Origin of the sequence: Acinetobacter apis, assembly GCF_900197575.1 — a bacterium.
Taxonomy (GTDB): Bacteria; Pseudomonadota; Gammaproteobacteria; order Pseudomonadales; family Moraxellaceae; genus Acinetobacter; species Acinetobacter apis.
In genome coordinates this window covers 57,368-73,135 of record NZ_FZLN01000005.1, presented here as the reverse complement: position 1 = coordinate 73,135, position 15,768 = coordinate 57,368, and the positions used below count along the sequence as shown (strand labels likewise).

4 protein-coding genes, 1 rRNA gene and 1 pseudogene are annotated in these 15,768 nt (G+C 41.0%); 4 read left to right on the top strand and 2 right to left on the bottom strand.

What is annotated here, in order from left to right:
• From rrf to zupT, 3 genes are all read left to right on the top strand, one after another.
• Positions 1–81: ribosomal RNA gene (gene rrf, locus CFY84_RS11405) — 5S ribosomal RNA — on the top strand; the annotation flags it as partial.
• Between the two features lie 110 nt (positions 82–191).
• Complete coding sequence (locus tag CFY84_RS10460) at positions 192–740, top strand: DUF1440 domain-containing protein (RefSeq protein ID WP_088824294.1); 549 nt, start codon at positions 192–194, stop codon at positions 738–740.
• Positions 741–843: 103 nt separating this feature from the next.
• Positions 844–1,638: a zinc transporter ZupT gene (gene zupT, locus CFY84_RS10455; RefSeq protein WP_088824293.1), complete on the top strand. Its 795-nt coding sequence runs from the start codon at positions 844–846 to the stop codon at positions 1,636–1,638.
• A gap of 13 nt (positions 1,639–1,651) precedes the next feature.
• Here zupT and rsmB read toward each other — a convergent pair whose 3' ends face one another.
• Together rsmB and fmt are read right to left on the bottom strand one after the other, a co-directional pair.
• On the bottom strand, positions 1,652–2,965 hold the full coding sequence (rsmB, locus tag CFY84_RS10450; protein WP_228149638.1) for a 16S rRNA (cytosine(967)-C(5))-methyltransferase RsmB: 1,314 nt from the start codon (positions 2,963–2,965) through the stop codon (positions 1,652–1,654).
• Positions 2,962–3,927, bottom strand: coding sequence for a methionyl-tRNA formyltransferase (gene fmt, locus CFY84_RS10445; protein WP_088824296.1), 966 nt, complete (start codon positions 3,925–3,927; stop codon positions 2,962–2,964). The genes rsmB and fmt overlap by 4 nt, the downstream gene beginning before the upstream one ends.
• A gap of 342 nt (positions 3,928–4,269) precedes the next feature.
• Here fmt and CFY84_RS10440 point away from each other — a divergent pair.
• Positions 4,270–15,759: pseudogene (locus CFY84_RS10440) on the top strand (ESPR-type extended signal peptide-containing protein); the annotation flags it as partial.
• Positions 15,760–15,768 lie beyond the last annotated feature (9 nt).

Genomic DNA, 15,768 nt, shown 5'->3' with positions numbered 1-15,768 from the left:
CCTTCCCGAACTCAGAAGTGAAACCTCTTTGCGCTGATGGTAGTGTGGGATTACCCATGTGAGAGTAAGTCATCGCCAGCATCTTATTCCTAAAAGCCCCCTCATCGAGGGGGCTTTTTTTATGCGCGTTTTTATATTATTAATAGACTCGTCAGATTGGATGACAAGATAACTATAAAATGGAGATAAGTATGATTAAACAGGATCAAGTTAAAGTTCTTGTATATGGCACACTGATTGGTGGATTAATCAGTTCATTGGTTAAGTGGGGTAGTGAGGTGAACATGCCACCACGAGTACGTGGTGAAATATCTCCGCCTGCTGCACATATCGATTCATGGTTAGGCTTTTTAAATTTCCACTCAAACACTTTAGATTATGTATATCAAGGCACAATAGTATCTGGTGCAGTCACTTTATATCATTGGATTTTCAGTTTTATTTTTGCATTTATCTATATTTTACTTTCTGTGTATTTTCCAAAGGTTCGGCTATGGTATGGTGTTGCTTATGGATTAGTAATCACAATTCTTATGCATGGTTTTCTAATTCCGTTACTTGGATTTCGTCATCTTGCTTATGCAGATGGTATAACAGGTTGGCTTTGGAACTTAAATGGATATGAGTTTTGGAGTGAAATATTAGGTCATGCTGTATGGTCTTTTTCAATTGAAATAAGTTTAATTGCGACACTTGCAATCTTATCTAAACCGATTCGAGGACGTTGGACACAATCATAACTGGCGAAATCACTGCCATTTTCTAGAATAAATACCCGGATTATTGATTGATAATAACGTTAAATATGATTATATTGATTGAAATAATAAAGGGTTCCTTTGAATGGAAAGCAACGTATTAATTGCATTTGCGCTAACATTTGCGGCAAGCTTAGCCACGGTCATTGGTGGCATTATTGTATGTTTTTTTAAACAGCCGAGTGCGCGATTACTGTCTTTTGGTTTGGCTTTCGCTGCTGGTGCAATGGTCTATGTATCATTGACAGAAATATTGAATAAGTCAATTTCGTCGTTTTCAAGTTTTTATACAGAGCAGTTAGGCTTTGCCTATGCCACATTTTCATTTCTATTGGGTATGGTCATTGTATTGGTATTGGATCGTGTCGTACCGAATCCACACGATACATTAGAAAAAAATACCACCACAGAAATGAACAGTCAGCAAATAATGAGAACTGGTTTATTAACCATGTTTGCAATTACTGCACATAATTTGCCTGAAGGATTGGCCACATTTTTTGCAACACTTGATAGCCCTAAGATTGGAGCGCCTTTAGCATTAGCGATTGCTATTCATAATATTCCAGAAGGTATTGCAATTGCTTTACCAGTGTATATTGCAACTCAAAAGAAGTCATATGCAATTGCTGCAAGCTTTTTATCAGGGTTAGCGGAACCACTTGGTGCATTGCTTGGCTATTTATTTTTAGAACCTTATTTAAACGATGCGATTTATGGCATTGTATTTGGTTTAATTTCAGGTGTTATGGTTTATTTAGCATTGGATGAATTGCTGCCAACCGCGAAGAAATATTCACAAGGCCATGAAACGGTTTATGGCCTTGTGATTGGAATGTCTGCATTGGCACTTAGTTTAGTGGCATTTAAATTTGCATAAACTTTAGTTCAATTCAGTTGCTGACTTTTTGTATGACACAGTAAAAAAATCCATCGCCACCTGATTGTGTCGGCAAAAGTTGGCGACCATACTGTTGTTCAATTCCCCATGTAGCTGCAATTTTTTGTTCGATCGCATTGTCATGGGAGCTAAAAAAGGTCTGCATTTGTTGTTCATTCTCTATTTTTAAAATAGAGCATGTTACATACACTAGGTAGCCACCTTCTTTCAGCTGTTGCCACATGTGATTTAAAATATTGTGTTGCAGTTGAACAACATCCTCAATGTCAGATGGTTTTCGTAGTAAACGAATATCAGGATGGCGTCGTATGACACCTGTAGCAGAGCAAGGCGCATCTAAAATAATACAATCGACAGGCTCATAACTTTGCCATGTTGTCGCATCTGCACAAATAATTTCAATATTTTTATGATCAAGTTGCAGTCGCTCTAAGTTTGATTGAACACGCAATAAACGCTGCTCACTTTGATCTAAAGCAATAATTTTTTTAGGTGAATAATGCTCTAAAATATGTGTTGTTTTTCCGCCTGGTGCAGCACAAGCATCAATCACTAATTTATCATCAAGCTGTGGCTGTAGAGTTTGGCATAATTGTGCATGTTCATCTTGAACTGAAAATAAACCTTCATTAAAGCCGGGTAGTTTTGTGATCGGATAAGGTGTAGATAAATGAATGGCCTGATCAGACAACATGCCTGTAGTGGCATCAATATTTTCTTTTGCCAAGAAAGCTAAATATTCATTTCTAGAAATTGCACTGTGATTTACGCGTAATGTAATTGGCGCTGCAAGACGTAAGTTCTGACAAATGTCTTGAATATGCTCTGGCCAATTATTTTTTAAACGTTTATATAACCAACTTGGTAGGCCATGAGCATCTTGGACAGTTTGCTTAAAACTATCTTCATTACGGGTATATTCTCGTAAGATGGCATTAATGACTGGGCTAAAATGATCTAAATTGAGCTGTTTAATCGCTTGAACGGTTTCAGAAATTGCAGCATGGGCTGGAATACGTGTATAGATGAGTTGATATAACCCTAAATATAGTCCAGCATGAAATACATTATTGTCTATGGGATGTTTAATTAAAGGTAGAGCAATGGTTTTTAATGCGTACCATTGTCTTAATGTCCCGAGCGTAAGTTCATGGAACAAACCTCTGTCACGTTCATTCACAGACATCAGTTGTTGTTCTAATACACTTGATAACGATTCACCTTCTTGAATTTGATTTAGCGTCAAAATGATTTTTGCTCGTAAATCATGTTTTAGCATTTGACGTTGATTTGAAGATGATTTCATATTAGAACTTGTCCCACATGTAATTTATTGGTTTGCTGAATCTGTTGTGGATTAAATGGTTTTGCACCTGGCCATTGTAAGATGTTAATACAAATGACTTGCTGTTGATGACATGAAACATGTACACCATCTTGATCAATTGCCAAAATTTCACCAGGTACGGCATCTAATTTGCTTTGTATCTTAGAATATGTTGCAGACCATACGCGTAAGTTAATTTCTTCATGCGCAATAAATGCAATTGGCCATGGATTAAAGGCTCGAATATTTGCATGAATTTGTGTTGCAGATTGCGCCCAATTGATTTGTGCTTCTGCTTTTGTCAATTTATGTGCATATGTTGCTTGGCTTTCATCTTGTGGGATACGCTGAGCTAAATATTCATTCAAAGTAGATTCAGATTTAAGCACTTTAAGAATAGCGTCTGCCCCTTGATGTGCCAATTTATCATGGATAGATGCTGAGGTATCTGCTGTCTCGATTGGGCAAATTGTTTTAACAATCATATCACCTGTATCTAATCCGATATCCATTTTCATAATGGTAATACCCGTTTGGTGTTCTTGTGCTTCAATCGCACGTTGTATCGGTGCTGCACCTCGATATTTAGGCAATAGTGAGCCATGAATATTTAAGCATCCGTATTTTGGTGCTTCAAGAACAGCTTTAGGCAAAATTAAGCCATAAGCAGCAACAATCATAACATCCGCATTTAAGGCAATTAATTCTGCTTGACTTGCTAAGCCATCTTCAGTTTTACTTTTAAAATGTAATGGCTGGTACACAGGTAATTGATGTGCTACGGCAACTTCTTTAACTGCTGAATAGGAAATTTTTTGTCCACGACCTGATTTTCGATCAGGCTGTGTGTAAACAGCAATAATTTCGTGCACATTTTCATCAACTAATGCCTGAAGTGCAATTGCAGCAAATTCCGGTGTACCTGCAAAAATAATTCTCAAAAGACGCTCATCCATTCTATGAAGTTATAATTATAACACTCAGATTATTGACTGCATAACAATGTAATTAATAGGTGGTTTGTATATGTTTAGTGCAAAAAACGATCTATTTGTGGAGGTTCATTTAAAAAAATTGTTAAGAATGTTTTGCTACTCTTACATAAAAAATAGTATTTTTTAAGATTAATTATTAAATGATGATAATTGTTTTAGTGAATTGTGTCGTTGTGTAAGTTAAATGGTTTTTCATGTCAACTCACTAATTGGTCAATATTTAAAAAAAATATATAATCCAAAAAGTATACAAATAATAAGTGTCAGGTTCTTTATATGAATAAAATTTATAAAATCGTATGGAATGCGGGTCAAAATGCTTGGGTTGTTGTTTCAGAATTAGGTAAAAGTAAAACAAAATCCAAAACAGTAAAATTAAATTTACTAGCCCCTATCCTATTGGGGGGCTTAGTAACAATAAGTTTTCAGGCGAAAGCTCTTCCAGGTATATATGTAAATGATGGTGTGGATACAGGCTGTGCTCATTTTGCAGACACTTATAATAGCTCTGGTTCAACGACAGGCACGGCATTATGTGTGACACCCGTTATTAACCGAAATACTGTAACAAACAAAGCAATGTTTTATGGTGGCGATGGGGTCAATGGTTCAGATAGCTTAATTTTGAGTGGTCAGCTTTATGTTAACAGCGGTAATTTAGGCTTAGGCGGAAGTTCAACGGATAACACAGGCGGTGATAACTCGATTCGAATTGGTGGGGGCAGAGCAGCAGTTTCTGGTTTGAGTTCAAATGCTACAGGTGTTGGAACACTTGGGGTAACGAATTCTGGTGCGAATTCAATAGCTATCGGTACAGGTGTTACAGATGCAACTGCAACTGCAGCAACAGGTGCTAATTCCCTTGCATTAGGATATTCAACCACTGCTTCAAATACAAGTACGATTGCTTTAGGTAATGGTGCAACTGCAGCTGCAACAAGGTCTGTTGCGATTGGTGATTCATCAACAACTGGTGTAAGTGGTAATGGGCAATCTGTTGCGATAGGTAGCGTTGCGGCTGCACGAGGAGATCAGTCAGTTGCTTTAGGAAATAATGTAAATTCAAACGGTGATTCGAGTATTGCAATTGGTAGCGATGATATATCTAAAGTTAGAACAGCTTTTGGCTCATCATACCAAACAATTACAGGAACATCTTTACCGTCAGGTTTTGTTGAAACAACTGCCACAGGCGGTGGTGCAGTTGTTGTTGGTGCAACAGCAAGAGCTGTAGGTAATTTTTCAACTGCTTTAGGTATGGCAGCTAGTTCAATTGGTGATGCATCTGTTGCTTTAGGTACGACGTCTAATGCGTCAGGTCAAGGTGCATTGGCAATTGGTGCTGTATCAAATGCATCAAATACAAATTCTATTGCAATGGGTGTTAACGCTGTTTCATCAGGTATAAATTCAACAGCAATTGGTTCGGGCAGTTCATCGACAACAGGTGCACGTGCAACTGCAGATAACGCTGTTGCAATTGGTAGCCAAACACAAGCTGCGCTAAATGCAACAGCAATTGGTACAGGTGCAACTGCAGCTTCAAGCGGTACAGCAATTGGTATTGGGTCAACAGCATCTCAGGCAGGAGGTGTGGCAATTGGCTCGAATTCAGTTGCATCGACAGCAGGGAGTGTTGCAGGTTATGATCCGATTACAGGCACAGGATCGACAACAACAACAGGCGTTTGGCGATCAACCAATGCTGCTGTAGCGGTAGGGAATGGTTCAACTGTTACTCGCCAAATTACAGGCTTAGCTGCAGGTACAGCAGATACAGATGCAGTGAACGTTGCTCAGTTGAAATTGACTAAAACGTATACTGACAATGTTGCACGTAGTACAGCAACTGCTTTAGGTGGCGGTGCTGCTTTAAATACAGCCACTGGTAATATTAGTGCACCAACTTATACAACAACAAAAACAGATGGGACAACTACGACTGCAAGTAACGTTGGTACTGCTTTAACGAACTTGAATACTGAAGTTGTTAAACCAATTACATTTGCTGGTAACACTGGATCAAGTACCCGTAAATTGGGTGAGACACTCACGATTTCAGGTGGCTCGACAGCAGCAAGTTCAAATAGCAACGTTAAAACTGTTGTAAATGGCAATACCTTAGATATTCAAATTGCCAATGCGCCAACATTTACAGGTGCAGTAACTGCAAACGGTTTTAATGCCAATAATAATAAAATTACCAATGTTACAGCGGGTACAGCAGATACCGATGCGGTCAATGTATCGCAATTAAACAGTACAACGACTGCAGCGAACAATGCACAAACAGCAGCCAATACCGCTCAAACAACAGCCAATACTGCAGTCACCAATGCAGCTACAGCACAGGCTACAGCAGATAAAGGCTTTAATATTACAGCCAATGGTGCAAACTCTGATAATGTAAAATTAGGTGAAACACTTGACTTTGCAAATACAGATAACAACCTTGTGGTTTCAACAAGCAACAATAAAGTGACCACCAACTTAGCACGTAATTTAAGTGTTGATAGTGTAACAACAGGCAATAGCGTGTTAAACAACACAGGTTTGAGTATTACTAATGGTCCAAGTGTTACAACTTCAGGCATTAATGCAGCTAACCAAAAAATCACCAATGTTACAGCGGGTACAGCAGATACCGATGCGGTTAATGTATCGCAATTAAACAGTACAACAACTGCAGCGAATAATGCACAAACAACAGCCAATACCGCAGTCACCAATGCAGCTACAGCACAGGCTACAGCAGATAAAGGCTTTAATATTACAGCCAATGGTGCAAACTCTGATAATGTAAAATTAGGCGAAACACTTGATTTTGCAAACACAGACAGCAACCTTGTGGTTTCAACAAGCAATAATAAAGTGACCACCAATTTAGCGCGTAATTTAAGTGTCGACAGCGTTAAAACAGGGAATACGACAACCAATACCAATGGTGTTACAGTTACAGATCCACTCACCAATACAACAAGTGTTTTATCATCGGGTGTGACGACTAAAAATGCATCAGGCGATCAAACAACGGTAAGTGCTGCTGGCTTAAATTTCCGTAACTCGGCTGGAACATTAGAAGGTCCATCTGTAAGTAGAACAGGTATTGACGCAGGCAGTAAACAGATTACAAACCTTGCAAGTGCAGGCGATATTACTCAAAGCAGTAATGCTGCAAATGCAGTAAATGCAAAAGACTTAAATGATCAAGTCACTGCATTAACAACGAAAGGCTTAAACTTTGCGGATAACAACGGCACAGTAACCAATAAGAAGTTAGGTGAAACCCTCACCATTAAAGGCACAGGCAGCAAAGCAGACACTGAATACAGCGCAGACAATGTAAAAACCACAACCGATGCCAATGGCAATTTGGTGGTGGGTTTAGACAAAAACTCAAGCTTTGACAGTATCACCACAGGTAATAGTGTTCTTAACAGCAATGGTTTAACCATTGCCAATGGTCCAAGCATTACGGCAACAGGTGTGAATGCTGCCAATACAAAAATTACCAATGTCGCGGATGGTGAAGTATCAGCAACATCAAAAGATGCAGTGAATGGTTCACAGTTAAATGAAGTTGCAAATGCAGGTTCAGCAAAAACAGACCAAGCTGGCAATAGCACAGCATCGAATTTAGGTGGTGGTTCAACCTATGATTCAAGCACAGGCAACATCTCAAATCCGACTTATACAACCACAAAAACAGATGGTACAACCACCACAGCAAACAATGTGGGTGATGCATTAACCAACATCAACAATGAAGTGGTTAAGCCAATTAGTTTTGGTGGTGACAGTGGCACCAATGTAGCGCGTAAGCTTGGCGAAACGTTAACTGTAAAAGGTGGTATCACAGACAGCACCACATTATCGGATAACAACATTGGTGTTGTTGCAAATGGCACAGATGGCTTAGAAGTGAAGCTTGCGAAAAACATCAGTGTGGATAGTGTTAAAGCGGGTGATTCAACATTAAATAATAATGGTTTGACCATCACCAACGGTCCTAGCATAACAAAAGATGGTATTGATGCGGCAGGTACAACAGTCAGCAACTTAAAAGATGGTACCAATGCCTCTGATGCTGCAACCAAAGGTCAGCTCGATCAAGTGAGCAATAGCTTAACCACATCAGGCTTAAACTTTGCGGATAACAACGGCACAGTAACTAATAAGAAGTTAGGTGAAACCCTCACCATTAAAGGCACAGGTACGAAAGCAGATACTGAATACAGCGCAGACAATGTAAAAACCACAACCGATGCCAATGGCAATTTGGTGGTGGGTTTAGACAAAAACTCAAGCTTTGACAGTATCACCACAGGTAATAGTGTTCTTAACAGCAATGGTTTAACCATTGCCAATGGTCCAAGCATTACGGCAACAGGTGTGAATGCTGCCAATACAAAAATTACCAATGTCGCGGATGGTGAAGTATCAGCAACATCAAAAGATGCAGTGAATGGTTCACAGTTAAATGAAGTTGCAAATGCAGGTTCAGCAAAAACAGACCAAGCTGGCAATAGCACAGCATCGAATTTAGGTGGTGGTTCAACCTATGATTCAAGCACAGGCAACATCTCAAATCCGACTTATACAACCACAAAAACAGATGGTACAACCACCACAGCAAACAATGTGGGTGATGCATTAACCAACATTAACAATGAATTAGTTAAGCCAATTGGATTTGCAGACAACAACGGCACAGTGACCAATAAGAAGTTAGGTGAAACCCTAACTATCAAAGGCACAGGTACCAAAGCAGATACTGAATACAGCGCAGACAATGTGAAAACCACAACTGATGCCAATGGCAATTTGGTGGTCGGTTTAGACAAAAACTCAAGCTTTGACAGTATCACCACAGGTAATAGTGTTCTTAACAGCAATGGTTTAACCATTGCCAACGGTCCAAGCATTACTACAACAGGTATCGATGCAGCAAATACCAAAGTAACGAATGTTGCAGCAGGTACAGCAGATACTGATGCAGTAAATGTGTCACAAATTAAAGCGTTAAATGATGCGAACACTGCCAAAGCTGACCAAGCAGGTAACACCATTGCAGAAATCTTAGGTGGTGGTGCAAGTTATGATTCAACTACAAGCACATTAAACGCTCCAACATACACTACGACTAAAACAGATGGGACAACAACATCAGTTAACAATGTGGGTGATGCTTTAACCAACTTGAATAATGAAGTGGTTAAACCAATTAGTTTTGGTGGTGACAGCGGCACTGATGTTGCTCGTAAACTTGGCGAAACACTGACTGTTAAAGGTGGTGTAACAGACCCAACGGCATTGTCGGATAACAACATTGGTGTGGTTGCAAATGGTACAGATGGTTTAGATGTCAAACTTGCAAATAACATCAATTTAAACAGTGTAACAACAGGTAATAGCGTTCTCAACACGAATGGTTTAACCATTGCCAATGGTCCAAGCATCACCACAACAGGTATTGATGCTGCAAATACAAAAATTACCAATGTAGCTGATGGCACCATCTCTTCTACATCAAAAGATGCCGTGAATGGCTCACAATTACGTGCATTAGAAAGTAAAGTTGGCAACAATATTTCATCAATCCATGATGCAAATGGCAATGAAGTTATTATTGCAGATGAAGTGGTTAACCCTGACTATGACAGCACCAATGTTGCATCTAAGTTTTTGGCTTATAACAAATCAGGTCAAACAGCAACAGATAGCTTAACGATTGGTCAAACTGTACAGCGAATTAATACACAAGGTACAAAATACTTCCATACCAATAATTCAGATCCTGCACTAGTAGATGGTAAAACCAATGACTCAAGTGCAGGTGCAACCAACTCAACTGCAGTGGGTGTAAATGCAATTATTGCTGAGGGTGCAGACAATACAATTGCACTAGGTAACGGGACATCAGCGGCATCAACCGCGACAAACTCAGTCGTGCTTGGTAATGGCTCATCGGTATCAGGCGCATCATCAATTGCCATTGGTGATGGTTCAACAGCATCAGGTAACCAAGCAATTAGTGTCGGTACAGGCAATACTGTATCAGGCAATAACTCAGGTGCTTTTGGTGATCCATCAACGGTTTCTGGCAACAGAAGTTACAGTATTGGTAATAACAATACGGTATCAACAGATGATACTTTTGCTTTAGGCAATGGCATTACACAAACGACAGCAGGTTCTGTGGTCTTAGGCGCAGGGTCAGCAGCACGTACCGCAGGTGGTGTAGCAGGTTATGTGCCAACAGGTGCAACAGCAGATCAAGCAGCAATTACAGCGACTCAATCAACCACAGGTGCTGTGGCAGTGGGTGATGCAACCAATGGTGTGTATCGTCAAGTAACAGGTGTTGCTGCGGGTACAGAAAACAGCGATGCAGTAAATGTAGCGCAGCTTAAAACTGTAGACAATAAAGTCAATACAGGCAGTGCATCAGTTGCAAACATCTTAGGTGGTAATGCAGCGGTGAATGCAGATGGTTCAATATCTAACCCAACCTATAACGTGGGTGGTACAAACCAAACTACAGTTGAAGGTGCTGTGAATGCATTAGATAGTGCAATCAAAAATACAGGTGCAACAGCAGGTGAAGCGGCTGTTAAAGCGAAAACCTCTGTGACCAATGGCGATAACATTGTTGTGACTTCATCAACAAATGCTGATGGCAGCACCAACTATGAAGTGGCAACCACAAAAGACCTGAACGTTGATAGTGTGACTGCAGGCAATACCGTGCTGAACAATGATGGTGTGAAAACCACAGATGCAGCAGGTAATACCTCAAGTCTGACGGGTTCAGGCACAAGCATCAGTTCACAAGATGGTTTAACCACAGCAAACTATGGCTTAAACGGCAGTACGCTCAAAGATCCAAATGGCAATACCAACACAAGTACAGCAGCAAGCAATACATTGGCTGACCAAGCAGGTAACAGCAATGTGATTACAGCAGCTGGCAGTACAGTGACTGCGAAAGATGCCAATGGTAACACTACTGCAGAAACCAACTATGGTGCTGATGGCTTTAAGATTGCAAATGGTCCAAGTGTGACCTCTGAAGGAATCAATGCAAACAATACCACGATCAGTAATTTGAAAGATGGTACCAATGCTTCTGATGCTGCAACTAAAGGTCAGTTGGATCAAGTGAGCAATAGCTTAACCACATCAGGTTTAAACTTTGCGGATAACAACGGTACAGTGACCAATAAGAAGTTAGGTGAAACCCTCACCATTAAAGGTACAGGTACGAAAGCAGATGCTGAATACAGTGCTGATAACATCAAAACCACAACCGATACCAATGGTAACTTGGTGGTGGGCTTAGATAAGAACTCAAGCTTTGATAGTGTCACTGCAGGCAATACCGTGCTGAACAATGATGGTGTGAAAACCACAGATGCAGCAGGTAATACCTCAAGTCTGACGGGTTCAGGTACAAGCATTAGTTCACAAGATGGTTCAACCACAGCAAACTATGGCTTAAACGGCAGTACGCTCAAAGATCCAAATGGCAATACCAACACGAGTACAGCAGCAAGCAATACATTGGCTGACCAAGCAAACAGCAATGTGGTTACAGCGGCTGGTAGTACAGTGACTGCAAAAGATGCCAATGGTAATACCACTGCAGAAACCAACTATGGTGCTGATGGCTTTAAGATTGCAAATGGTCCAAGTGTGACCTCTGAAGGAATCAATGCAAACAATACCACGATCAGTAATTTGAAAGATGGTACCAATGCTTCTGATGCTGCAACTAAAGGTCAGTTGGATCAAGTGAGCAATAGCTTAACCACATCAGGTTTAAACTTTGCGGATAACAACGGTACAGTGACCAATAAGAAGTTAGGTGAAACCCTCACCATTAAAGGTACAGGTACGAAAGCAGATGCTGAATACAGTGCAGACAATGTGAAAACCACAACAGATACCAATGGTAACTTGGTGGTGGGCTTAGATAAAAACTCAAGCTTTGACAGTGTCACTGCAGGCAATACTGTACTGAATAATGATGGTGTGAAAACCACAGATGCAGCAGGCAATACTTCAAGCTTTACTGGTTCAGGCACAAGCATCAGTTCACAAGATGGTTTAACCACAGCGAACTATGGCTTAAACGGCAGTACGCTCAAAGATCCAAATGGCAATACCAACACAAGTACAGCAGCAAGTAATACATTGGCTGACCAAGCAGGCAACAGCAATGTGATTACAGCGGCTGGTAATACCGTGACTGCAAAAGATGCTAACGGCAATACTACTGCAGAAACCAACTATGGTGCTGATGGCTTTAAGATTGCCAATGGTCCAAGTGTGACATCTGAAGGAATCAATGCAAACAATACCACGATCAGTAATTTGAAAGATGGTACCAATGCTTCTGATGCTGCAACCAAAGGTCAGTTGGATGCTATCAGCAGTGGTTTAACCACATCAGGTTTAAACTTTGCAGATAACAATGGCACAGTGACCAATAAGAAGTTAGGTGAAACCCTCACTATTCAAGGTACAGGTACGAAAGCAGATGCTGAATACAGTGCAGACAATGTGAAAACCACAACAGATACCAACGGTAACTTGGTGGTGGGCTTAGATAAGAACTCAAGCTTTGACAGTGTCACTGCAGGCAATACCGTGCTGAACAATGATGGTGTGAAAACCACAGATGCTGCGGGCAATACTTCAAGCCTGACTGGTTCAGGCACAAGCATCAGTTCACAAGATGGTTTAACCACAGCGAACTATGGCTTAAACGGCAGTACGCTTAAAGATCCAAATGGCAATACCAATGTGATTACAGCAGCTGGCAATACCGTGACTGCAAAAGATGCCAATGGTAATACCACTGCAGAAACCAACTATGGTGCTGATGGCTTTAAGATTGCAAATGGTCCAAGTGTGACCTCTGAAGGAATCAATGCAAACAATACCACGATCAGTAATTTGAAAGATGGTACCAATGCTTCTGATGCTGCAACCAAAGGTCAACTTGACACGCAAATCAATGATTTAAGCAGTAGCTTAACCACATCAGGTTTAAACTTTGCGGATAACAATGGCACAGTGACCAATAAGAAGTTAGGTGAAACCCTCACCATTAAAGGTACAGGTACGAAAGCAGATGCTGAATACAGTGCTGATAACATCAAAACCACAACCGATACCAATGGTAACTTGGTGGTGGGCTTAGATAAAAACTCAAGCTTTGACAGTGTGACTGCAGGCAATACCGTATTGAACACAAGTGGCTTAACCATTAACAATGGTCCAAGCATTACTACCGCAGGTATTAATGCCGCAGGAACGAAAGTTTCTAACATTGCCAATGGTACAGATGCCAATGATGCAATTAACAAGTCTCAACTTGATGCACTTGCTGCAAATGTAAATAGCAGTGTGACTGAAGTGATTGATGGTAATGGCAACAAAGTTAATATCACCAATGAAGTGGTAAATCAGTCGCCAAATAACAGCAATACAGCTTCACAATTCTTAACCTATAACACCTCGGGTCAAGAAACCACAGACCGTTTAACCATTGGTCAAACAGTACAAAAGATGAATACCGAAGGGGTGAAATACTCACATACCAACGGCTCATCTGTTTTAGTAGATGGTAAAACCAATGACTCAAGTGCAGGTGCAACCAACTCAACTGCAATTGGTGTCAATGCAATGATTGCTGAAGGTGCAGACAATACCATTGCACTTGGTAATGGTACGTCAGCTACATCAACAGCAACAAATGCCGTCGTGTTAGGTAATAACTCATCGGTATCAGGTGCATCATCAATTGCCATTGGTGATGGGTCAACAGCATCAGGTAACCAATCAATTAGTGTCGGTACAGGTAACACCGTATCAGGCAATAACTCAGGTGCTTTTGGTGATCCAACAGTTATCACAGGCAACAACAGCTATAGCGTGGGTAACAACAACACAGTATCGACTGATGATACTTTCACTATTGGGAACGGCATCTCACAAACGACAGCAGGTTCTGTCGTGTTAGGTACGGGATCAGCAGCGCGTACCGCAGGCGGTGTAGCAGGTTATGTACCAACAGGTGCAACAGCTGATCAAGCAGCAATTACAGCGACCCAATCAACCACAGGTGCTGTGGCAGTGGGTGATGCAACCAATGGTGTGTATCGTCAAGTGACAGGTGTTGCTGCGGGTACAGAAAACAGTGATGCAGTGAACGTAGCTCAGCTTAAAACTGTAGATAATAAGCTAAATACAAGTACAGCATCGATTGCTAATGTGCTAGGTGGTAATTCAGCGGTCAATGCAGATGGTTCAATATCTAACCCAACGTACAACGTAGGTGGTACAACATCGAATACATTGGCAGGCGCTTTAGGTGCATTAGACACCGCTATTCAAAATGCAGGTACAACTGCAGGTGATGCTGCAATTAAAGCGAAAACGACTGTAACCAATGGCGATAATGTTACGGTGACTTCATCAACCAATGCCGATGGCAGCACCAATTATCAAGTTGCTACAGCGAAAGACTTGAAGTTAGACAGTCTCACTACAGGCAACACTGTAGTAAACAGCAATGGTGTACAAGTTGGCTCAAATGTATCACTAGGTAATTCAGGTTTAACCATTGTGAATGGTCCAAGCGTGACTACAAGTGGAATTGATGCAGGCAACAAAGTCATTACCAATGTCGCAGCGGGTAGCAATGCAACAGATGCAGTGAATAAAGGTCAGCTTGATACAGCAATCAGTGGAATTAACACCACAATTGGTGAAATGGCAAATACTTCAACTCAATATGACACCAATGCAGATGGCAGCGTAAATAAAGACAGCATGACGCTTGGCGGATCAAACGGGACGCTTATCAGTAATGTCGCTGGTGGTAAAGTCACGAGCGGTTCGAAAGATGCAGTGAATGGTGGTCAGCTTGCTGATGTATCAAACAGTATTGCAGGTGCTATTGGTGGCAATACAGTGGTGAATGCAGATGGCACAATTACAACAAGCAACGTTGGTGGCACAGGAAAAAGTACCATTGATGAAGCAATTGCAAGTGTAAATACTGCAGCTGCACAAGCGAAATCTACTGTAACGCAAGGCGATAATGTGGTTGTAACTAGCACACAAAATAGTGATGGTAGTACAAATTATCAAGTTGCTACCGCAAAAGATTTGAACGTGAATAGCGTGACATCAAATCAAGTGAAGGTAGGCAATGTGAGCATTGACAGTAATGGAATCAATGCAGGCAGCCAAAAAGTAACTGGTGTTGCTGGTGGTGGTATCACATCAGGATCAACAGATGCAGTAAATGGTGGGCAGGTTTATACCGCCAACACCAATATTGCAACGTACTTAGGTGGTGGTGCAGCAGTTGGTAGCGATGGTCAAGTGACTCAACCAACATATAGTGTGGCAGGTGGGTCATATAATAATGTCGGTGATGCAATTACGGCAGTAGACTCTCGTGTAGGCAATGTTGAAAAAGCAATTGATCAAGGATTTGCTTATACCAATAACCGTATTAATCGACTTGAAGATCGCTTATCTGCGGGTATTGCTGCAACAGCGGCATTAGAGCAAGCGCCGTTTGTGGCAGGTAAGTGGACATATGCTGCAGGTGCATCATATTACAATAACCAAAGTGCCATTGGTGCAACCTTACGTCGCACAGCAGACAGCGGTCGTTGGTCAATGACAGGTGGTATTGCTGGTGGAAATGAAGGTTCTCCATTGTTCCGCGTAGGTATCAGTGGTGTGATTGATTAATCGATAGCC

Coding starts and splice junctions, on each gene's coding strand:
- CFY84_RS10460 (WP_088824294.1), top strand. CDS start 192: ATGATTAAACAGGATCAAGTTAAAGTTCTTGTATATGGCACACTGATT.
- zupT (WP_088824293.1), top strand. CDS start 844: ATGGAAAGCAACGTATTAATTGCATTTGCGCTAACATTTGCGGCAAGC.
- rsmB (WP_228149638.1), bottom strand. CDS start 2,965: ATGAAATCATCTTCAAATCAACGTCAAATGCTAAAACATGATTTACGA.